Here is a 19,219-nt window from a genome sequence, read left to right as displayed (position 1 = left end):
GGGCGGGCGACGGGCGGCGGCTGACGGCTGACAATTGACAGCTGACAGCTGACAGCTGACAGATTTCAGATGACAGATGACAGATGACAGATGACGTCAGTTGTCAGCCGTTCTCCGCTCTCCGTGGGCTGCCGGCTGTCGGCGGTCGGCTGCCCGGCTCCGGCGGTCGGCGTCGGTCAGCGGTCGGCGGCGGCGCGCGCGGCCGGGGAGGTCGCGAGATAGCCGAGGGCCTGGCTGGAGGAGCCCTCCTGGCTGGGGTGATAGCCGGGGCGCAGGTAGCGCAGGCCGGAGCGGAGCGACCTGACCGGGTCGGGCAGCAGTCCGCGCCGGGCGATCCGGCCGGTCTCGCGCCAGGTGGGCTTGAGCCGGCCGTCGAGGGTGGGGTCGGCGGCGAGCATGAAGCGGGCGCCGCGCACCCAGAGGTGGACCAGCAGCGGCCCGGAGACCAGCATGCCGCGGATCCGGCGCGCGTAGCCGGGGTCGAGGTGCACCATCAGGTCGAAGGCGACGCTGCGGTGTTCGACCTCCTCGGCGCCGTGCCAGCGCAGCAGGTCGAGCATGGTCGGGTCGGCCTTGGCGCGGTCCAGGCCCGGGGAGTTGAGCGCCCAGTTGCCGAGGAAGGCGGTGAAGTGCTCGATCGCCGCCACGAAGGCGACCCGCTCGATGATGTTCTCGCGCCGGCGGGCGGCGGACAGGCCGGGCTTGTCGCCGAGGACGCGCTGGAACAGCCAGGCGATCTGGCGCACGTAGGGGCGCGGGTCGAGGCCCTGGCCGAGCAGGTGGTCGAGGACCTCCTGGTGCGCCTCGGCGTGGATGGCCTCCTGGCCGATGAACCCCAGTACCTCCTCGCGGAGTTGCTCGTCACGGATCATCGGCAGGGCCTCCTTGAAGACCTTGACGAACCAGCGCTCACCCTCGGGCAGGAGCAGGTGCAGGACATTGATGATGTGGGTGGCCATCGGCTCGTCGGGGATCCAGTGCAGCGGCAGCCCGGCCCAGTCGAAGCGGACGTCGCGGGGTTCCAGGACGAGCCCCTCGTGCACCCGGCCGGCGGGCGCGGCGAGGGCGGGGACGGGGGTGGGGACGGAGGTGGGGCTGGGCATGGGAGGGCCCTCCTGACCTGCGGGTGGCGGCTCGACCCGGCACAACGTACTCGCGGGTAGCCCTTGCCACAAGGGTTTCGGCAGGCCTTATCGACATCGAGTCTAATAAGTGCCGCGCAGCGGGGCACCCGTCGTCGACCCCCGGGAACCACCGCCGGAAGCCGCCCCCGGAAGCCGCCCCCGGAAACGCGAAGACCCCGCCGGAGCGGGGTCCCTGGGCGCGCGCGGTCCCGGTCAGACCGCCATCGCGAGCATCAGCGGTGCGGCGCGGGCGGCGAGCAGCTCGGCCGCCGCCTTCAGCCGGTGCACGTTGTCGACCGGCATCGAGGTGGCCAGGCAGCCGACCGTGCTCCCGGCGGTCACCGGCACGGCCGCGCAGACCGTGCCGAGGGCGTACTCCTGGATGTCCAGCACCGGCACGGTGGCCGGCTGGCGCTCCAGACGGTGCATCAGCTGGTCGGCGTCGGTGACCGTCCGCGAGGTGAGCCGGGCCACCGGGTGGCGGGACAGGTGGTCCCGGAGGGCGTCGTGGTCGAGTTGGCTCAGCAGGCACTTGCCGATCGCGCTGGCGTGCGCGGTGGCCCGGAAGTCCACCCACTCCTGGACCGCCGGGGCGCCCTCGGACTCCGAGATCGCCTCGATCGACAACTCGCCGTCCTGGTACCGGCTGAAGTACACTGCGGCACCCAACTCATCGCGGAGTTCGACGAGTTTGCGGTCCAGCCGGGCGCGGACCAGCTGCTCGCGGTTGTGCTGGCCGAGCAGTGCGAAGGTGCCGCCGAGCACCCAACCGCCGTCCTGGCAGGCCAGATAGCCCTCGGTCTCCAGGATCTCCGCGAGCCGGCGAACCGTCGGCAGCCCCAGGGACGTCTCCCTCGCCAGGGTGACCAGGGTGGCACCGCCGGGGTGCCGGTCGACGGCCTCCAGCAGTCTGAGGGCGTGCTGCAGGGAGGTGAACGAACCGGGCACGCCCTGCTCCGGTACGGCGTGACGGCCCGGGGCTGGTGTCGACATGTCGTCCCCTTCCGATGTCCCGACGCGGCGTGACCGGCGGGTAGGGTCCAGCCTATCGACCACCGGACACCGCCATCGCCTCCTTCGCGGGAATCCCGAGCAGACGCGGTGGAACACTTGACTGGCATATGCCCCGCCGCGCCCCCTCATACCCCCTTGCGGCCGGGGGCGCTCAGCGATGCGGGACGTTCGGGGTGCTGCTGCCCGTCCGCAGCCGGGCACCGGGGAGGACGAGGTCACGGGGGTCCGGGGTCCGACCGGTCGACGTTCGAGGAGCCGCTGTGCCAACGGCCCCGGAGCCCGTCGCCCGGGGCGTGGGCGCGGTCACCCGGGCTGTGCGGCGGCGGAACCCGGGCGGACGAGCTGGAGGCCGAAGGGCTCGCCGGCGACGTCGACCACCCGGCCGCGCAGCCAGGTGGTGCGCACGACGCCGGTGAGCGTGCGGCCCGCGTACGGGGTGACGGGGTTGCGGTGGTGCAGTTCGGCGGCGTGGACGGCGAACCCGCCGTCCGGGTCGAAGGCGACCAGGTCTGCGTCCCGGCCGACCGCGATGGCACCCTTCCGCCCGTGGAGGCCGGCCAGCCCGGCCGGTCCCGCGGACATCCAGCCGACCACGTCGGCGAGGGTGTGGCCGCGCCTGCGGGCCTCGGTCCAGACCGCCGGCAGGCCGAGCTGGAGGGAGGCGATGCCGCCCCAGGCCGCCGCGAAGTCCCCACTGCCGCCGTGCGCGGGCAGCAGCTTGAGATCGGGGGTGGTCGGCGAGTGGTCGGAGACCACGGCCGTGAACTCCCCCGCCGCCAGGGCCGCCCAGAGCGCCTCGCGGTTGGCCTCGTCACGGATCGGCGGGCAGCACTTGAACGCGGTGTCGCCGTCCGGGACCTGCTCGGCGGCCAGGGTCAGGTAGTGCGGGCAGGTCTCGGCGGTCACCTCGACGCCCTCCGCGCGGGCCCGGCGCAGCAGCGGCAGCACCGCCGCCGAGGACACGTGCAGGACGTGCACCCGGGCGCCGGTGCGCCGCGCCGCCGCCAGCAGCCGGGCGACGGCGGCGGTCTCCGCACCGGCGGGGCGGGAGGCGAGGAAGTCCCGGTAGTGGACGCCGGGTTGCTGCGGTGCGGCGGCCAGCACCGCCGGGTCCTCGGCGTGGATGATGGCCAGTGCCCCGAGCCGGGCCTGCTCGGCGAGCGCGGCCTCCAGCCCGGCCGCCTCCAGGTGCGGGAACTCGTCGACGCCGCTCGGTGCGAGGAAGGACTTGAAGCCGAACACACCCGCGCGGTACAGGGGTTCGAGGTCGGCGAGATTGCCGGGCACGGCGCCGCCCCAGAAGCCGAGGTCCACCCAGGCCCGGCCCTCGGCGGCCTTCCGCTTGGCCTCCAGACCGGCGAGCGTGGTGGTGGGGGGCACCGAGTTGAGCGGCATGTCGACGATGGTGGTGACGCCGCCGGCCGCGGCGGCCCGGGTGGCGGTGGCGAAGCCCTCCCACGCGGTGCGGCCGGGCTCGTTGACGTGCACGTGGGTGTCGACCAGGCCGGGCAGCAGGGCGGTGTCACCGAGGTCGGTCAACGGGGTTCCGTCGTCCGGGAGGGTGCCGTGCGCGGCGATCCCCGCGATCCTCCCGTCCTGGACCAGCACGTCCGCAGGACGCTCGCCGTCCGGCAGGACCACGCGGCGGGAGCGGATCACCGCGGTCTCGCTGAGGGGCATGGGGACCTCCGAAGCCTGGGCGAGGGTGGGGTGGGTCGAAGGACGGCCCGGAGCCTAGGCCCGCCTTCAACAAAGCGTCAACGGATGGGGCGGTGCGGGTCCGTCGGGCCGACCGGCGGAGCCGGGGGCCGTTAGCGGCGCAGGAAGGCCTCCGCCAGCCGCTCCCCGGCGACCTCGGCCAGCTCCCCGGCCCTGGTCAGGCCGTCGGCGGGGCTCGCGCCCAACTCGCTGAGCGCGTAGACGGCGACGAAGCCGGCCGCGCGCCACTCGCGTTCGGACAGCTCCACCCGTCCCGCGACGGCGGCCACCCGGACCCCCGCCCTGGCGGCCGCCGCGGCGACTCCGGCGGGGGCCTTGCCGTGGAGCGTCTGCGCGTCCAGGCAGCCCTCGCCGGTGACGACGAGGCGTGCCCCGCGCACCGCCTCGTCGAAACCCAGCAGGTCGAGCAGGAACTCGATGCCGGGTCGCACGGTGGCGCCCAGCAGGGCCAGTGCGGCGAAGCCGACCCCGCCCGCCGCCCCGGCGCCGGGGGCGTCGCGGACGTCCCGGCCTACGGTGGCGCCGACCACGTCGGCGAACCGGGTCAGGCCCTCCTCCAACACCACCAGGTCCTCGCCGCTCGCGCCCTTCTGCGGGCCGTAGACGGCGGCGGCGCCGCGCGGGCCGAGCAGCGGGTTGTCGACGTCGCAGGCCACGACCACCTCGACGCCCGCCAGGGTGCGGACCAGCCGGCCGGGGTCGATCCGCGCCAGCCTCCGCAACGCGGCTCCGCCGGGCGGCAGTTCGGCACCTTCGGCGTCCAGTAGGGAAACCCCCAGCGCCTGGAGCAGGCCGGCCCCGCCGTCGGTGCCGGCGCTGCCGCCGAGCCCGAGCACGATCCGCCGGGCGCCCCGGCCGACCGCCCGGCCGATCAACTGGCCGACCCCGTAGGAGCCGGCCGCCAGCGGGGCAAACCGGCCGCCGGGGAGCCGCGCCAGGCCGGCGGCCTGGGCGAGCTCGACCACGGCGGTGGCGCCGCGGACGGCGAACGCGGCGTCCACCGGCAGCCCGGTGGGGCCGGCCACCTTCGCCGGAACCCTGGCGAAGCCGGCCGCGAGGGCGGCGGCCAAGGTGCCCTCGCCGCCGTCGGCGACGGGCAGTTCGCGCACCTCGGTGCCTGGCGCGGCGCGGCGGATGCCCGCGGCGATCCGGGCGGCCGCCTCGGCGCCCTCCAGGGTGCCCTTGAACTTGTCGGGAGCTACGACCACATGGCCCTGGTGGGGGGTGGCGGGCATGGCGTGGGCCTCACTTCCGGGCTGGTCCGGCGATGGTTCATCAATCATGGGGTCCGGCAGCCCCGGCGGTCGGCTCCCGACGGCTGACAACTGACAGCTGACAGATTTCAGATGACAGATAACAGATTCTGTCAGCTGTCATTCCGCCCGCCTCCCGATGGCGCGAGCACGACCGGACAGGCACACGCCACCGGGAGGAGCACCCTGGGAACCGGAGCGACTTGTCTTGTGGAGAGATCTCCGGGCCGCCGAACTACTGCCAAGGCATCTGCAACAGATTGTTCAAGCCAGGCACCGCCGCGACCGCCCATCGCTAGAGTGGGCGGGTGCGATTGATGGTGGAGTTCACGACAGAACCGTTCGAACTGGACACGTTCCCGCCGCACGCCGTGGCGGCCCGCCGGGCGGTCGACGAGGCCGGACTGGCCGTCGCGGTCGGCCCGTTCGGCACCGGCGCCGAGGGCGGGGCGGACCAGGTCCTGGCCGCCGTGACCACGCTGCTCCGGGCGAGCCTGGACGCCGGGGCGACCCGGATCTCGCTCCAGGTCAGCGTCCTCGGCAAGGCCGACGGCGAAGCGACCGACGGCAGCGCGACCGACAGCGCGACCGGCAGCGGCGAGGCCGGGGAGGGCGGCAGGCCGTGACCGAGCAGCCGCAACACCCGCTCGCCGCAGCACTCAAGCCCCTGCTGGACGCGGTCGGCGCGACACCCGTCCCACTGGACGAGGCGAAGCCCGAGGACATCGTCCTGGACTGGGAGGGCGAGCGGGCACTGGCCGTCCGCCTGCCGCACCTCAGCAACGCGCTGGACCGCCTGCTCGCCGAGATGACCCGCCAGTTCGACGGCCGGCCACTGGCCGAGCTGGACCGGTCCGAGAAGCAGCGCGTGGTCGCGCTCCTGGAGGGGCGGGGCGCCTTCACCGTCCGCCACGGCGTGGAGACGGTCGCCACGGCGCTCGGCGTCAGCCGCTTCACCGTGTACAACTACCTCAACCGCCAGGACGGTTCGAAGTCGAAGTGACCCGAAAGGGTGTGCCCCGCCGGGGCGTGGGCCGGTCCGGCCCGCGCCTCGGCGGGGCACACTTGTCCCATCACCCGGAAACCACCCGGCGACCAGGCCCGCGAGGAAACGCCACCACAACAATTCAACAAAGTGTTGACGGCCCGATCCCACCGATCTAGCTTGTGCGGGTGGCACCACTCTCCAGGAGGTCCACTCGTGACCGACCGCCCTCACACCCTTGACGCCCTGGCCGCCACCGACACCGCCGAGCTGCGGGAGATCCTGCTGGACGTCTGCGCCAGCCCCGCCTGGGCCGACGCCGTCGCGGCGGCCCGCCCGTGGCGGGACCGCAGGGCCCTGCTCGCCGCCAACGCCGAGGCGATGGCGGCGCTCTCCACCGCCGACCTGCACGCCGCGCTGGCCGGCCACGCCCGGATCGGCGCCCCGGCCGAGGGCGACGCCGCCTCCGAGCGGGAGCAGGCCGCAGTCCACGGGGCCGGCGAGGCCCTGCTCGACGAACTGCACCGGGCGAACGCCGCCTACGAGGCCAAGTTCGGCCATGTGTTCCTGATCTGCGCCACCGGCCGCACCGCGCCCGCCGTGCTCGCCGCGCTGCGCGAGCGCCACCCCAACAGCCCCGCCGCCGAGGCGGAGATCGTCCGGGGCGAACTGCGGAGGATCAACGACATCCGTATCACCCGTCTGCTCGACGGCGCCTGACGCCGCGTCGGATCCGGCGCATCGTCGAATGGTCGCGCCCACCCGTCCGCACCACCTCTGCCATCAGTGAGGTCACCCCACCCATGACCGGCATCTCCACCCACGTGCTCGACACCAGCCTCGGCCGCCCGGCCGAGGGCGTCCCGGTCGAGCTCGCACTGCACACCGAAGGTGGCTGGCAGGTGCTCGGCACCACCGCCACGGACTCCGACGGCCGGGCCACGGGCCTGCCGCCCGTGCAGGCGGGCTCGGTCGTCCGGCTGGTCTTCGACACCGCCGCGTACTACGGACGCACGACCGAGGACCCGCCGTTCTTCCCCGAGGTCGCGGTCGTCTTCACCGTCGCGCCCGCGCAGCACCACTACCACGTGCCGTTGCTGCTGAACCCGTTCGGCTACTCGGTCTACCGCGGAAGCTAGACCGCTCGATCGACAGGGAGAGCCACGCCATGGCCCACGTGCTCGGTCAGAACCAGTACGGCAAGGCGGAGAACCGCATCGTCCGCGTCCACCGGGGCTCCACCCGGCACGACATCAAGGACCTGAACGTCTCGGTCGCCCTCTCCGGCGCGTTCGAGGACGTCCACCTCGCCGGGTCCAACGCCAACTGCCTGCCCACCGACACCATCAAGAACACCGTCTACGCCTTCGCCAAGCGGTACGGCATCGAGTCCGCCGAGGCCTACGGCATCCTGCTGGCCCGGCACTTCGTCGACGACACCGAGCGCGGCGTCGTCCACCGGGCCCGGATCCGGATCGAGGAGTACACCTGGGAGCGGATCCGCACCCCCGACGACAACGCCCGCCCCGTCGGCTCCGAGGAGGTCGGCCACTCCTTCGTCCGCAGCGGCCAGGAGGTCCGCACCAGCGAGGTCGTCTACGACGGCGAGTCCGTCCAGGTGGTCTCCGGGCTCAAGGACCTGGTCGTGCTGAACTCCACCGACTCGGAGTTCCGGGGCTACCTCAAGGACGGCTACACCACCCTCCGGGAGGCGGACGACCGGATCCTCGCCACGCAGGTCACCGCCCGCTGGAAGTACGGCTACACCGGCCGCGGCGACGAGGCCCAGCCCCCCTGGAACCGCTGCTACACCCAGGTCAGGCGGCACCTGCTGGAGGCCTTCGCCGGGACGTACTCCTACTCGCTGCAGCAGACCCTGTACGCGATGGGCACCCGCGTCCTCGACCACCGCGCCGAGGTCGACGAGGTCCGCCTCGAACTCCCCAACAGGCACCACTTCCTGGTCGACCTGGAGCCGTTCGGCCTCGAGAACGACAACGAGGTCTACTACGCCGCCGACCGGATGTACGGCCTCATCGAGGGCACCGTGCACCGCGAGGGCGTCGTCCCGGTCATCCCCGTCGCCTGACCCGGGGGCGCCCGCCCGCCCCGTGCCCGCCCGGCCCTCCCCCCTGGAGTCACCATGGCAGTCCAGCCCCCGCCCGCCGACCGGCGGATCGTCGTCGAGAACGCGGCCATCGCCACCGTCGACCCCCACGACACCGAGTACGCCCGCGGCCACGTGGTGCTGCTCGGCAACCGGATCGAAGCGGTCGGCGAGGGCCCCGCCCCGGCCCGGCTGGACAACGTGGCGCGCCGGATCGACGCCGAGGGCCACCTCGTCACCCCCGGCCTGGTCAACACCCACCACCACTTCTACCAGTGGATCACCCGCGGCCTCGCCCAGGACGACATCCTCTTCGACTGGCTGGTCGCCCTCTACCCGACCTGGGCCCGGATCGACGACCGGCTCGTGCACGCCGCCGCCCAGGGCTCCGCCGCCGCGCTGCTCAAGTCCGGCTGCACCACCTCCGCCGACCACCACTACGTCTTCCCCCGGCACGGCGGCGACATCCTCGGCGCCGAGATCGAGGCGGTGCGCGAACTCGGCCTGCGGTTCACCGCGCTGCGCGGCTCCATGGACCGCGGCGAGAAGGACGGCGGGCTGCCCCCGGACCACGCCGTCGAGGAACTCGACGCCGTCCTCACCGCCTCCGAGGAGGCCGTCGACCGCCACCACGACGCCTCCCCCGGCTCCATGCTGCAGATCGCCCTCGCGCCCTGCTCCCCGTTCTCGGTCTCCACCCGGCTGATGCGGGAGTCCGCCGAACTCGCCCGCCGCAAGGGCGTACGGCTGCACACCCACGGCTCCGAGACGGCCGAGGAGGAGGCGTTCTGCCGGGAGCTGTTCGGCATGGCGCCCACCGACTACTTCGAGTCGCTCGGCTGGCTCGGCGAGGACGTCTGGATGGCGCACTGCGTCCACCTGAACGACTCCGACATCGCCAAGTTCGCCCGCACCGGCACCGGCGTCGCGCACTGCCCCTCCTCCAACGCCCGTATGGCCGCCGGGATCGCGCGGGTCCCCGACATGCTGGCGGCCGGCGTCCCGGTCGGCCTCGGCGTCGACGGCACGGCCTCCAACGAGTGCGGCGAACTCGGCACCGAACTGCGCAACGCCCTGCTGATCAACCGCCTGCACGGCTCGCCGCGCGCGCTCACCGCCCGCCGGGCGCTGCGGCTGGGCACCATGGGCGGCGCCCGGGTGCTCGGACGGCAGGACGAGATCGGCTCGATCGAGGCCGGCAAGCTCGCCGACCTCGCGCTGTGGAAGGTCGACGGCCTGATGCACTCCTCGATCGCCGACCCGGTCGCCGCGCTCACCTTCGGCGCGCTGCCGCCGCTGGCCGTACTGTTCGTCAACGGCAACGCCGTCGTCGAGCAGGGCCGGCTGACCACGGTGGACGAGGACCGGATCGCACGGACCTGCGCCATAGCCGCCAAGGACCTTGCGGCCCGCACATCCTGACGCTACGTCAGCGTCGGATCGGCCGGCGCCAGCGCCCACCCCCGTGGGACGCCGGCACCGGCCCGGCTCACCCGGCCCCCGGCGCGGGCGCGCCCATCGGCCCCCGCACGGCCGCCCCCCGTACGGCGGGCAGCATCGCGGGCCCGGCCAGGGCGAACAGGCCCGCCAGCACCACCCAGCCGACCGCCCCGTGGTCCACCGCCGTCAGGGTGACCACCAGCGGCCCGATCACATGCGCGCCCGCCTGCCCGCTCAGGAACACCCCCTGGTACTCGCCGTGCGCCCGCGCGTCCGCCAGATCCAGGCTCAGCGTCCAGCCGCCCGCCGAGGTCAGCAGCTCGCCCAGACTGTGCACCAGCGCACCGGCCAGCAGCATCCCGGCCGCCGCCCACGCCGGGCCGTACTGCGCCGCCGCGTAACCCAGGCAGCCGGCCGCCAGCAGCAGCGCCCCGCGCGCACAGGCCCGCGCCGCCGAGGGGACGCCCGTCACGCCCCGGCTCGCCCGCACCTGGAACAGCACCACCAGCAGGCAGTTGACCACGTTCACCGCCGCGACCGTCGCGGCCGGCGCCTCGGTGCCGAGCACCACCCAGAGCGGCAACCCCACCGTCAGCACCGCGAGTTGCAGCTCCAGGACGGCGTGCAGCGCGGTGACCAGCAGATAGCGGCGGTCACGCAGCGCCGTCCGCCGACCGCCCTCGGCTGCCCCGCCAACCCCCGCACCGGAAGCAGGAGTTGCGGGCTCCGGCAGACCCGTCAGCAGTGCCGTCACGCCGAGGAAGCTCGCCGCGTCCAGCACCAGCATCGTCACGTACCCGGCGTAGGAGTCCGCCTGCAGGGCGAGCACCGCGCCGAGCGAGCCGACCACCAGACCCGCGTTCGCCACCGAGCGCAGCAGCGCGCGCGAGCGCACCTGCCCCTCGGCCGGCAGCGCCCGCGCGATCAGCGCGCTGCGCACCGCCCCCGCCCCGCGCGACAGCACCGTCGCGGCGCAGGCCAGGACGACGAACGCGGCGAAGGAGTGCACGAAGGCGTAGCCGAGCAGCGCCGCCGCCTCCAGCGGCCCGAGCACGAGCAGCAGTCGCCTGCTCCCCGTCCGGTCGGCGAGGCGCCCCATCGGCACCCCGGCGAACACGCCGCACACCCCGGCGACGGTGAGGCCGAGCGCCACCGAACCGGGCGTCAGACCGAGGGAGCGGGTGAAGAACAGCACGTTCACCGTGACGAAGAGCCCGTCGCCGACGGCGTTCACCAGGCTCATCAGCACGAGCCGGCGCAGCAGCGGCTCGGTGGGCAGCAGGCGGCGGCCGGGGGCGCGCGCAGGCGCCCCCGCAGAGGTGGAGGAGGTCATGGCAGAAGCACAGCGGGGTTCCCGGGCGGGCGGAATTCTTTTACCGTTACGGTCAATGTTCGAGTTCCGCCTCGGGGTCGACGACCTCGCCGCCACCTGGTTCGCCTACTCCCCGCTGCAGGAGGCGGTGTTGGGCCTGCGCGCCCGCCATTGGCCGTCGTACTACCCGGAGCAGCAGCCGTGGATCGCCGGCTGGCAGGACCGCTACGCCGCCCTGGACACCGAGCTGTTGGACGTGCTGATCGCCCCGAGCGGCTTCGTGCCGGACTTCCTGACGCCGCGTCCGGCCGCGCCCCGTCCGGACTTCGCCGATGAGCTCGCCGAGATGGCGCGCACCCCGCCGGAGGTGGTGCGGGCGGATCTGCTGGCCGCCTACCCGGGCGGCGGGTGCCCGCTGCCCCCGGTGCTGGCGGCGCCGGTCGACGACCCGGCGGCGCTGGCCGCGCTGACCGCCCGGGCGGCGGAGGCGCTGGAGGCGTACTGGACCCGCTGTCTGGCCCCCGTGTGGTGGCCGCGGGCGCGGTCGGTGCTGGAGGCGGACCTCGCGTACCGGGCCCGGCTGCTCGCCGAGCGCGGCGCGGAGGGGCTGTTCGCGGACCTGGACGGCCGGATCTCCTGGCGCGACGGGGTGCTGCGGCTGACCGACCACACCCCGGTGGTCCTGGCGCTGGGCGACTCGGTGGTGGAGGTGGCCGGGCGGGGGCTGGTGCTGATCCCGACGCTGGGCGGACGCGGCGCGCAGACCGACATCACCCAGGACGACCCGCCGCTGATCACCTATCCGGCGCGCGGCCGGGCCACCATGGCGGAGGGCCTGACGGGGCCCGGCGGGCCGGCCGGTCCGCCCTCGGCGCCCGCCGCTTCGGCCGGGCCGGCCGGGCTGGTGGGGCTGATCGGCCCGGCCCGGGCGCGGCTGCTGATGCTGCTGGCGGCCCCGGCCAGCACCACGGAGCTCGCCCACCGGCTGGGGGTGACGCCGGGCGCGGTCAGCCGGCATCTCGGCGCGTTGGCCGCCGCCGGGCTGCTGGAGCGGACCCGGCACGGCCGCCGGGTGCTCTACCGGCGCAGCGGCCTCGGCGACGCGCTGACGGCCGGCCGCCCCTGAGGCGGGCCGGCCGGGGACGGCGGAGGCGGAGGCGGCAGCGGCGGCAGGGGCGACCGGGCCGGGTCGGGACGGTCGGGACGGGTCGGGCCGTCGGGGGGGTCAGCCCAGCAGGGGCAGCGCGGGCAGGGTCAGGAAGTCCGCGAACTCCTGGTCCAGGGCGACCTGTTCGAAGAGCCGCGCGGCCTCGCCCCAGCGTCCGGCGGCGTAGGCCTGCTCGCCGAGTTCGGCCCGCAGCGCGGCCAGCTCCTCGGCGACCAGGCGGCGGACCAGTTCGGCGGTGGCCTTCTCACCGGTGTCGGCGAGGACGACGTCGTTGTGGATCCACTGCCAGATCTGCGAGCGGGAGATCTCGGCGGTGGCGGCGTCCTCCATCATGTGGAAGATGGCGACCGCGCCGAGGCCGCGCAGCCAGGCCTCGATGTAGCGGATGCCGACCTGGACGGCGTTGTGCAGCCCGTTGCGGGTGCAGCTGCCGCCGGCGCCGGCGATGTCGAGCAGCTGCTCGGCGGTGACCGGTCCGGCCGGTCCGGGGTTGTCCTTCTGGTGCGGGCGCCCGCCGAGGACGGCGTCGAAGGAGGCGCGGGCGACCGGGACGAGGTCGGGGTGGGCGACCCAGGAGCCGTCGAAGCCCTGGCCGGCCTCGCGGTCCTTGTCGGCCTTGACCTTCTCCAGGGCGGCCGCGTTGACCTCGGGGTCCTTGCGGCTGGGGACGAAGGCGGCCATGCCGCCGATCGCGTGGGCGCCGCGCCGGTGGCAGGTCCGCACCAGCAGCCGGGTGTAGGCGGCCATGAACGGGGAGGCCATGGTGACGGTGTTGCGGTCCGGCAGGATGTAGTGCTCGCCGGCGTCGCGGAAGTTCTTGACGAGGGAGAACAGGTAGTCCCAGCGGCCGGCGTTGAGCCCGGCGGCGTGGTCGCGCAGTTCGTGGAGGATCTCGTCCATCTCGAACGCGGCGGTGACGGTCTCGATGAGCACGGTGGCGCGGATCGTGCCGTGCTCGATGCCCAGTTCGGCCTGGGCGTGGGTGAAGACGTCGTTCCAGAGCCGGGCCTCCAGGTGGCTCTCGGTCTTCGGGAGGTAGAAGTACGGCCCGGAGTTGGGGTCGTCGGCGCCGCGGGCGAGCAGCCGGGCGGCGTTGTGGAAGAAGTAGAGGCCGAAGTCGAGGAAGGCCCCGGCCACCGGTTCGCCGTCGACCAGCAGGTGGTTCTCGTCGAGGTGCCAGCCGCGCGGGCGGACCACGACGGTGGCGAGTTCGGCGGCGGGCCGCAGGGCGTAGGCCTTGCCGGCGGAGGTGGTGAAGTCGATCCGGCCCTCGAAGGCGTCGATCAGGTTGATCTGGCCGCCGACGAGGTTCTCCCAGGTGGGGGAGGTGGCGTCCTCGAAGTCGGCGAGCCAGACCCTGGCGCCGGAGTTGAGCGCGTTGATCGCCATCTTGCGGTCGGTGGGGCCGGTGATCTCGACCCGGCGGTCCCGCAGCGCGCCGGGGGCCTCGGCGACCCGCCAGTCGGCGGCGCGGACGGCGGCCGTTTCGGGGAGGAAGTCCAGGGTGCCGGTGCGGGCGATCTCGGCCCGGCGCTCCCGGCGGCGGGCGAGCAGCTCGCGGCGCCGGCCCTCGAACGCGCGGTGCAGCCCGGCGACGAAGGCGAGCGCCTCCGGGGTGAGCACCTCCTCGGCCCGGTCGACGTGCGGACCCGCGACCGTGACGACCGGAGCGGCGGCGGGGGTTCCGGTTCCCTGATCTTCAGCCATGAGCAGGACACTCCCAGGTGGAGGGCTTGATTCTGTAAGGTGGAGAATAGTTTCCGCGATACAGAATTTCAGCGGTTTGTCGAGATGATCGCCGGGAGCGCACTCCTCCCCCGACAGCGAAGGGACGGCCGGTGGCACCGACCTCCGACGGCACCGAGAGAACGACCACGGAGCGTGCGAGCGGCGGGGTGCAGTCCGTCGAGCGCGCCTTCCAGCTGCTGGAGGCGCTCGCCGACTCCGGCGGCGTGGCGACGCTCAGCGAGCTCTCCACCTCCTCCGGCCTGCCGATGCCGACCATCCACCGCCTGGTTCGTACCCTCGTCCAGCAGGGCTATGTCCGCCAGGACGCCACCCGCCGCTACACCCTCGGCCCGCGGCTGATCCGGCTCGGCGAGACCGCCGGCCGGCTGCTCGGCAGCTGGGCCCGCCCCTACCTGGCCGAGCTGATGGAGGCCACCGGCGAGACCGCCAACCTGGCGGTACTGGAGGGCGGCGAGGTGGTGTACGTCGGCCAGGTGCAGTCGCGGCGCTCGATGCGGATGTTCACCGAGGTCGGCCGCCGGGTGCAGCCGCACTGCACCGGCGTCGGCAAGGCGCTGCTGGCGCAGCTGCCGCAGGAGGAGGCGCGCGCGGTCCTCGGCCCCAACCCGCTGCCCGCGCACACCCCGCACACGGTGACCGACCCGCAGGAGCTGATGCGCCAGTTGGCCGAGGCGCGCGAGCGCGGCTACGTGGTCGACGACCAGGAGCAGGAGATCGGGGTGCGCTGCATCGCGCTCGCCGTCCCGGGCGCGCCGACCCCGACGGCACTGTCGGTCTCCGGCCCGGAGGCCCGGATCCGGGCCCTGGAGGAGCCGGCCGGCACGGCGTCCCTGGTACCGGTGATGCAGGGGATCGCGACCCGGCTCGGGCAGGTCCTGGCTCCCTGACGCCGGCCGCGCGGCGGGCGGCGTCACGACGGACGTTCCTGGGGCGGGCGTTCGTATGACAATCCTTCGCCCGTTCGAGCCACCCGAGTGCGGGTTGCTCCCGGTTTGCCCCGGTCTGTACGGACCCGTCGGCGACGCTGGTCCGGACGCGGCCCGCGACGGCGCGGGGCGCCGGACACGGAGGGCAGGGTGAGCGGGATGACCCGCAGCGGATCCGTTCGAGGTCTCCTCGGCAGATCGTTGGCAGTGGGGTGCGCGGTGGCGGCGCTGGCCGCCGGGCAGGCGTGGGCGGATGTGTGCACGCCGGACGACCAGGCGCTCGCGCCGGGGGCGAGCGCCCCCGCCGCGGAGCCGGCGGCCGATCCGGGCGGCGCGGCGAACGCGAACGCGGACGCGGACGCGAACACGACCGCGGCGAACGCGGGCCCGGCGACCTCGGACGCGGCCGCCGCCCCGGCGTCGGCGTCGGCGGCCCGGCCGTCGGACTCCGACCTCTACGTGGTCCGCATGGACCCGGACCCAGCCCCGCCCGGCGGCACCACCACGGTGCACGCCTTCATCGGCAACCTCGGCCCGGACACGACCGCCTCGCCGTTCACCGTCGTGGTCACCCTCCCCGAGGGCGTCACCGCCGAGGGCCCGTACTTCCCGGAGAACTGCTACGCCTTCCACGAGGGCCACCGGGTGCGCTGCAGCTTCCCGGCCGGCCTGCCGCAGTTCCGCAGCGCGACGGCGCTCGTCCCGGTCCGGCTGGCGGCCACCGTCCCGGCCCCCGGCACGCTGACCGGGGGCTGGGTGGCGGTGCGCAGCGACGACGACTGCAACGACGAGAACAACCGGCAGCCGTTCGAGATCGAGGTCGTCGAGACGACCCGTCAGCGGTAGGCGCGGGGGCGGTCCGCGCCGGGGTGACCGGCGCGGTGCCCCGGGGCGCGGGGCGGTGGTGCCCCGCGCCCCGGGGACGGTGTCGAGGACCGGGCGCCGGACCGGGGCGGGCCGGCCGGTGTGGCGGGTCCGGCGGGGAAAGTGCGCCGCGGAGGCGGAGCGGTCGGATAGGTTGGAGTTCCGTCCGCGCAGCCCGACAAGGAGACCCGCCCCACCATGACCGCGCCCCTGCCCGCCTTCGCCGGCCGTACCTACCTGTTCCGGGTCGACAACGGCGCGGCCTTCCGCAACGCCTACTCGGCCGACGGCAAGCGGCTGCGCTGGGAGGGGCTCGGCGAGTCGGCGGGCCAGTGGGAGGACGTCACCCTGCACGTCGCCGAGGTCGGCCCGCAGCTGTACTTCGTGAGCTGGACCGAGGTGAGCGGCATCACCGTCAGCCACGTCATGGACCTGGCCCGGATGACGGTCCGCGCGTTCTGGACGTACGAGGGCGAGGGCGGCCGGGTCGGCGAGCTGCACACCGGCACGCTGGAGCAGGTGGCCTGAGCCCCGGCCCCGCGCCGGAGCGGCCCGCGCGGGATCCGGTCAGAACGGTCAGACCGGCCGGCCGGCGGCCGGGGCGGCGAGGTGCTGGGAGATCCACTCCAGCGAGGACGGGAGCAGCCTGCTCCAGGTCTCGAAGTTGTGGCCGCCCGTCTCCAGCATGCTGTAGGAGACCTTCATCGGGCTGTGCGCGGCGGCCACGAACGCCTCGGTCTCGCGCCGGTAGTCGCCGTCGCCCTCCCTGGTGCCGGCCAGCAGCACGGCGACCTTGGGCTGCGGAAGGTTCTTGAGCCGCCACATCAGGTCGGCCTCGTTGCGCCGCTGGGCGCTGCCCTTGAAGAGGTCGCCGGTGGTCGGGTCCTCGGCGGCCTGGTAGTAGCCGGAGAGCGAGACGGCGGTGGGGAAGACCTCCGGGTGGCGCATCGCCAGCTTGAGCGCGCAGTAGCCGCCGGTCGAGTTGCCCATGAACGCCCAGGACTGCGGGTCGGAGGACACCCGGAAGGTCGCCTGGACCGCCGAGGGCACGTCCTTGGTGAAGTAGGTCTCGGACTGCGGGCCGCCCGGGACGTCCTCGCACTCGGTGTCCTGCGGCAGCGCCGGCGAGGGACGCACCAGCACCATGACGGTCGGCTGCATACGGCCCTCCTGGAGCAGCTTGAGCGCCGCGCCCGGGTAGTTGAGCCGGGTGACGAGGTTCTTGGCGATGCCCGGGAAGCCGGTGCTGACGATCAGGACCGGGAACTTCGTCTGGGCGTACTCCGGCTGGAAGTACTGGGGCGGCAGGTACACGTACCCCTCGGTGGAGAGGCGGGTGGTGGCGCCGTCGATGCGGACCTCGCGGATCTCGCCGGACTTCCCGGGGTCGCGGCCGAGCGCGCCGCCGCCCTGCACCTCGGCGTGGCCGATGGTCTCGACGCGCAGCCGGCCGGAGGCGTCCACCTTGTTCTGGATGACCACCGGGCCGTTGTCGCCAGTACCCAGCAGGTCGTCCCAACTGCTGTAGAACGCGAAGTAGTTGTTGGCCACCAGGCCGAGCGCGGCGAGCACGGCCAGCTGAGTGGCGAGCAGGGCGCCGATCCGGCCGAGGACGGCCTGCCAGCTCCGCTTGGACAGTCTCGGCCACAGCCAGACCGTTCCGGCCATCGCCGCGACGGCGACCAGGACGGTCAACGCCAGCACCTTGTGGCTCGTCAGACCCATGTCGTGTTTGCTCCCACGCCTCGTACTCCCCCGCCCCGGGGGAAGGACACCCGGGAGGGCCGCCCCGGTTCCCCCGACCACAGCGAGTTCGTCGCCCGGGCGCGACCCCTCAGCCTAGCGTCCGCGCGAGCCGCTCCGCCCCCGCCGACCAGCGGTGACGTCCTCGGCCCGGAGGAGGAGGCACGGCCGGGCAGCGGCGTCGCGGGCAATCCCGCGCGGAGGTGACCCGGGCGCGGTCAGTTGACGTGGTTCCACAGGCCGAGGCCCCCGGTGAGTTCGCGCACGCAGCGGGCGCCGAGTTCGCGGGGCGAGCCGGGGCCGGTGGCCGGGGCCCCGGAGAGCGCCCACTGCTCCAGGGCGACCCGGATGGCGGCGGTGGCGGCGGCAGCGGCGAGCCGGACCTCCAGGGCGTCGGTCCCCGGCGGGCAGCGGTCGGCGATCGAGGCCCGCAGCCGCTCCTCGGAGTCGGCGTGCACCCGCTGCCAGACCGAGGCGAGGCGGGGGTCGCGCAGCAGCTCGCGGGTCCAGCGCATGGCCTCGCCGGCCTGCGCGTCGGCCGGGCTCAGCGACTCGGCCGCCGAGCGCTCCAGCGCCTCGCGGACCGGCAGGTCGGACGCGCTCTCGGCGAACAGCCGCACCCAGCGCTCGCCGCCGGCCGCGAGCAGCGGGGCGACGGCGTCCTCCTTCTCCGAGAAGTAGCGGTAGAAGGTGCGCAGCGAGATGCCCGACGCCTGGGCGATCTCCTCGGCGGTGGTGGCCTCGGCGCCGCGCGCGGCGAACAGTTCGGCCGCGGCCCGGGCGATCTCCAGCCGGGTGATCTCGCGGCGGCGCTGGGTGAGGGTGGGGCGTCCGGTCACGGGCTCAGCGTACGCGAGTCGGCACGTCGAGACTTTTTGGCACAACGTGCCACATGGGCGTACCGTGCCAGTAAGGTCGCGAGACCACGAACGGAACGGAGTACCACCATGGAGCGCTTCACCGGACGGAACGTCCTGATCACCGGCGGCGGCTCTGGCATCGGCCAGGCCACCGTGCACCGGATCCTCGCCGAGGGCGGGCGGGTCGTCGCCGTCGACGTCAACGAGGACGGCCTGAAGGCCACCCTGGACCGCGCCACCGCCGAGGGCACCGCCGACCGCCTCACCACCACGGTGCTGGACGTGTCGGACGAGGCCGCCGTCCGGGCCGGCGTCGCCGAGGCCGTGGCCGCGCTCGGCGGCCTGGACGCACTGGTCAACGCGGCCGGGATCCTGCGCTCCTCGCACACCCACGAGACCAGCCTGGACTTCTGGAACAAGGTGATCGCGGTCAACCTGACCGGCACGTTCCTGATGACCCGCGAGGCGCTGCCGGCGCTGCTCGCGGGCGGCAAGGGCGTGGTGGTGAACTTCAGCTCCACCTCCGCGACCTTCGCCCACCCCTACATGGCCGCGTACGCCGCGACCAAGGGCGGCATCCAGTCCTTCACCCACGCGATCGCCGCCGAGTACGCCAAGCAGGGCCTGCGCGCGGTGTGCGTCGCGCCCGGCAGCATCGACAGCGGCATGACCCACGACCCGGGCCTGCCGGCGGACGCCGACTTCAGCCTGCTCGCCAAGCTCTCCCCCGCGATCGGACAGGGCTTCGCCGGGCCGGAGACCGTGGCCGGGGTGATCGCCATGCTCGCCTCGGACGACGGCGCGTTCGTCACGGGCACGGAGCTGCGGATCGACGGCGGCACCCACATGTGAGGCCCCGGCGCGGCCGGGCCCGCGCCACCCGGGCCGGGCGCGGGGCTGACAACTGACAACTGACAGATTTCAGATGACAGATAACAGATTTCAGATTCTGTCA

General features: G+C 74.1%; 18 protein-coding genes and 1 pseudogene. 11 read left to right on the top strand and 8 right to left on the bottom strand.

All coding sequences use genetic code 11. The features are described from left to right. Positions 1-176: 176 nt before the first annotated feature. The 4 genes from ACFCLZ_RS31065 to ACFCLZ_RS31050 all read right to left on the bottom strand — a co-directional run bounded on the left by ACFCLZ_RS31065 (position 177) and on the right by ACFCLZ_RS31050 (position 5,092). On the bottom strand, positions 177-1,103 hold the full coding sequence (locus ACFCLZ_RS31065; protein WP_380281202.1) for a metal-dependent hydrolase: 927 nt from the start codon (positions 1,101-1,103) through the stop codon (positions 177-179). Positions 1,104-1,337: 234 nt separating this feature from the next. After that, complete coding sequence (locus ACFCLZ_RS31060; RefSeq protein ID WP_380281201.1) at positions 1,338-2,117, bottom strand: IclR family transcriptional regulator; 780 nt, start codon at positions 2,115-2,117, stop codon at positions 1,338-1,340. A 324-nt stretch (positions 2,118-2,441) separates the two neighbouring features. Then, positions 2,442-3,818 carry an allantoinase AllB gene (gene allB / locus ACFCLZ_RS31055; protein ID WP_380281200.1) on the bottom strand — a complete coding sequence of 459 codons (1,377 nt, stop codon included), beginning with the start codon at positions 3,816-3,818 and terminating at the stop codon, positions 2,442-2,444. Between the two features lie 131 nt (positions 3,819-3,949). After that, complete coding sequence (locus ACFCLZ_RS31050) at positions 3,950-5,092, bottom strand: glycerate kinase (protein WP_380281199.1); 1,143 nt, start codon at positions 5,090-5,092, stop codon at positions 3,950-3,952. A 326-nt stretch (positions 5,093-5,418) separates the two neighbouring features. Between ACFCLZ_RS31050 and ACFCLZ_RS31045 the strand changes: the two are divergent. From ACFCLZ_RS31045 to ACFCLZ_RS31020, 6 genes and pseudogenes are all read left to right on the top strand, one after another. After that, positions 5,419-5,661 (top strand): annotated as a pseudogene (locus tag ACFCLZ_RS31045) (thiamine-binding protein); the annotation flags it as partial. A 71-nt stretch (positions 5,662-5,732) separates the two neighbouring features. Next, entirely contained in the window at positions 5,733-6,113 is a 381-nt protein-coding gene (locus tag ACFCLZ_RS31040; protein WP_380281198.1) for a helix-turn-helix domain-containing protein, read from the top strand. 198 nt (positions 6,114-6,311) lie between these two features. Next, positions 6,312-6,815 carry a 2-oxo-4-hydroxy-4-carboxy-5-ureidoimidazoline decarboxylase gene (uraD, locus tag ACFCLZ_RS31035; protein ID WP_380281197.1) on the top strand — a complete coding sequence of 168 codons (504 nt, stop codon included), beginning with the start codon at positions 6,312-6,314 and terminating at the stop codon, positions 6,813-6,815. Between the two features lie 83 nt (positions 6,816-6,898). Beyond that, positions 6,899-7,234, top strand: a complete 336-nt coding sequence (uraH, locus tag ACFCLZ_RS31030) for a hydroxyisourate hydrolase (protein WP_380281196.1) — start codon at positions 6,899-6,901, stop codon at positions 7,232-7,234. 29 nt (positions 7,235-7,263) lie between these two features. Then, positions 7,264-8,184, top strand: coding sequence for a factor-independent urate hydroxylase (gene pucL, locus ACFCLZ_RS31025; RefSeq protein ID WP_380281195.1), 921 nt, complete (start codon positions 7,264-7,266; stop codon positions 8,182-8,184). A gap of 54 nt (positions 8,185-8,238) precedes the next feature. After that, positions 8,239-9,624, top strand: a complete 1,386-nt coding sequence (locus ACFCLZ_RS31020; protein ID WP_380281194.1) for an 8-oxoguanine deaminase — start codon at positions 8,239-8,241, stop codon at positions 9,622-9,624. A 67-nt stretch (positions 9,625-9,691) separates the two neighbouring features. Here ACFCLZ_RS31020 and ACFCLZ_RS31015 read toward each other — a convergent pair whose 3' ends face one another. Next, the gene (locus tag ACFCLZ_RS31015; protein ID WP_380281193.1) at positions 9,692-10,975 is read right to left on the bottom strand and encodes an MFS transporter; all 1,284 of its coding nucleotides are present in this window, start codon (positions 10,973-10,975) and stop codon (positions 9,692-9,694) included. Between the two features lie 55 nt (positions 10,976-11,030). Here ACFCLZ_RS31015 and ACFCLZ_RS31010 point away from each other — a divergent pair, with 55 nt between their 5' ends. Next, a complete protein-coding gene (locus tag ACFCLZ_RS31010; RefSeq protein ID WP_380281192.1) occupies positions 11,031-12,080 on the top strand; it encodes an ArsR/SmtB family transcription factor in 1,050 nt (349 codons plus the stop codon). A 99-nt stretch (positions 12,081-12,179) separates the two neighbouring features. Here the strand turns inward: ACFCLZ_RS31010 and aceB are convergent, their stop codons facing one another. Next, complete coding sequence (gene aceB / locus ACFCLZ_RS31005; protein WP_380281191.1) at positions 12,180-13,829, bottom strand: malate synthase A; 1,650 nt, start codon at positions 13,827-13,829, stop codon at positions 12,180-12,182. Positions 13,830-13,960: 131 nt separating this feature from the next. Here aceB and ACFCLZ_RS31000 point away from each other — a divergent pair, with 131 nt between their 5' ends. The 3 genes from ACFCLZ_RS31000 (at position 13,961) to ACFCLZ_RS30990 (ending at position 16,189) form a co-directional block, all read left to right on the top strand. Beyond that, positions 13,961-14,758, top strand: a complete 798-nt coding sequence (locus tag ACFCLZ_RS31000; RefSeq protein WP_380281190.1) for an IclR family transcriptional regulator — start codon at positions 13,961-13,963, stop codon at positions 14,756-14,758. 258 nt (positions 14,759-15,016) lie between these two features. After that, positions 15,017-15,643 (top strand): hypothetical protein, encoded by a 627-nt coding sequence (locus ACFCLZ_RS30995; RefSeq protein WP_380281189.1) that lies wholly within the window; start codon positions 15,017-15,019, stop codon positions 15,641-15,643. Between the two features lie 216 nt (positions 15,644-15,859). After that, the gene (locus ACFCLZ_RS30990) at positions 15,860-16,189 is read left to right on the top strand and encodes a hypothetical protein (RefSeq protein WP_380281188.1); all 330 of its coding nucleotides are present in this window, start codon (positions 15,860-15,862) and stop codon (positions 16,187-16,189) included. A gap of 48 nt (positions 16,190-16,237) precedes the next feature. Here the strand turns inward: ACFCLZ_RS30990 and ACFCLZ_RS30985 are convergent, their stop codons facing one another. After that, entirely contained in the window at positions 16,238-17,386 is a 1,149-nt protein-coding gene (locus ACFCLZ_RS30985) for an alpha/beta hydrolase (protein WP_380281187.1), read from the bottom strand. A 236-nt stretch (positions 17,387-17,622) separates the two neighbouring features. After that, positions 17,623-18,243, bottom strand: coding sequence for a TetR family transcriptional regulator (locus tag ACFCLZ_RS30980; RefSeq protein WP_380281186.1), 621 nt, complete (start codon positions 18,241-18,243; stop codon positions 17,623-17,625). A 108-nt stretch (positions 18,244-18,351) separates the two neighbouring features. Here ACFCLZ_RS30980 and ACFCLZ_RS30975 point away from each other — a divergent pair, with 108 nt between their 5' ends. After that, the gene (locus ACFCLZ_RS30975) at positions 18,352-19,116 is read left to right on the top strand and encodes an SDR family NAD(P)-dependent oxidoreductase (RefSeq protein ID WP_380281185.1); all 765 of its coding nucleotides are present in this window, start codon (positions 18,352-18,354) and stop codon (positions 19,114-19,116) included. Positions 19,117-19,219: the final 103 nt, after the last annotated feature.

This window comes from Kitasatospora purpeofusca (assembly GCF_042691725.1).
GTDB lineage: Bacteria > Actinomycetota > Actinomycetes > Streptomycetales > Streptomycetaceae > Kitasatospora > Kitasatospora purpeofusca_B.
The sequence above is the reverse complement of the archived record's forward strand: the minus strand, read 5'-3'. Positions and strand labels throughout refer to the sequence as shown.

Excerpts from the sequence above, each read along its gene's own strand:
- ACFCLZ_RS30985 (WP_380281187.1), bottom strand. The coding sequence starts at position 17,386 with ATGGGTCTGACGAGCCACAAGGTGCTGGCGTTGACCGTCCTGGTCGCC.
- ACFCLZ_RS31065 (WP_380281202.1), bottom strand. The coding sequence starts at position 1,103 with ATGCCCAGCCCCACCTCCGTCCCCACCCCCGTCCCCGCCCTCGCCGCG.
- aceB (WP_380281191.1), bottom strand. The coding sequence starts at position 13,829 with ATGGCTGAAGATCAGGGAACCGGAACCCCCGCCGCCGCTCCGGTCGTC.
- ACFCLZ_RS30990 (WP_380281188.1), top strand. The coding sequence starts at position 15,860 with ATGACCGCGCCCCTGCCCGCCTTCGCCGGCCGTACCTACCTGTTCCGG.
- ACFCLZ_RS31020 (WP_380281194.1), top strand. The coding sequence starts at position 8,239 with ATGGCAGTCCAGCCCCCGCCCGCCGACCGGCGGATCGTCGTCGAGAAC.
- uraH (WP_380281196.1), top strand. The coding sequence starts at position 6,899 with ATGACCGGCATCTCCACCCACGTGCTCGACACCAGCCTCGGCCGCCCG.
- ACFCLZ_RS31010 (WP_380281192.1), top strand. The coding sequence starts at position 11,031 with ATGTTCGAGTTCCGCCTCGGGGTCGACGACCTCGCCGCCACCTGGTTC.
- ACFCLZ_RS31015 (WP_380281193.1), bottom strand. The coding sequence starts at position 10,975 with ATGACCTCCTCCACCTCTGCGGGGGCGCCTGCGCGCGCCCCCGGCCGC.
- allB (WP_380281200.1), bottom strand. The coding sequence starts at position 3,818 with ATGCCCCTCAGCGAGACCGCGGTGATCCGCTCCCGCCGCGTGGTCCTG.
- ACFCLZ_RS31050 (WP_380281199.1), bottom strand. The coding sequence starts at position 5,092 with ATGCCCGCCACCCCCCACCAGGGCCATGTGGTCGTAGCTCCCGACAAG.
- ACFCLZ_RS30975 (WP_380281185.1), top strand. The coding sequence starts at position 18,352 with ATGGAGCGCTTCACCGGACGGAACGTCCTGATCACCGGCGGCGGCTCT.
- pucL (WP_380281195.1), top strand. The coding sequence starts at position 7,264 with ATGGCCCACGTGCTCGGTCAGAACCAGTACGGCAAGGCGGAGAACCGC.
- ACFCLZ_RS31060 (WP_380281201.1), bottom strand. The coding sequence starts at position 2,117 with ATGTCGACACCAGCCCCGGGCCGTCACGCCGTACCGGAGCAGGGCGTG.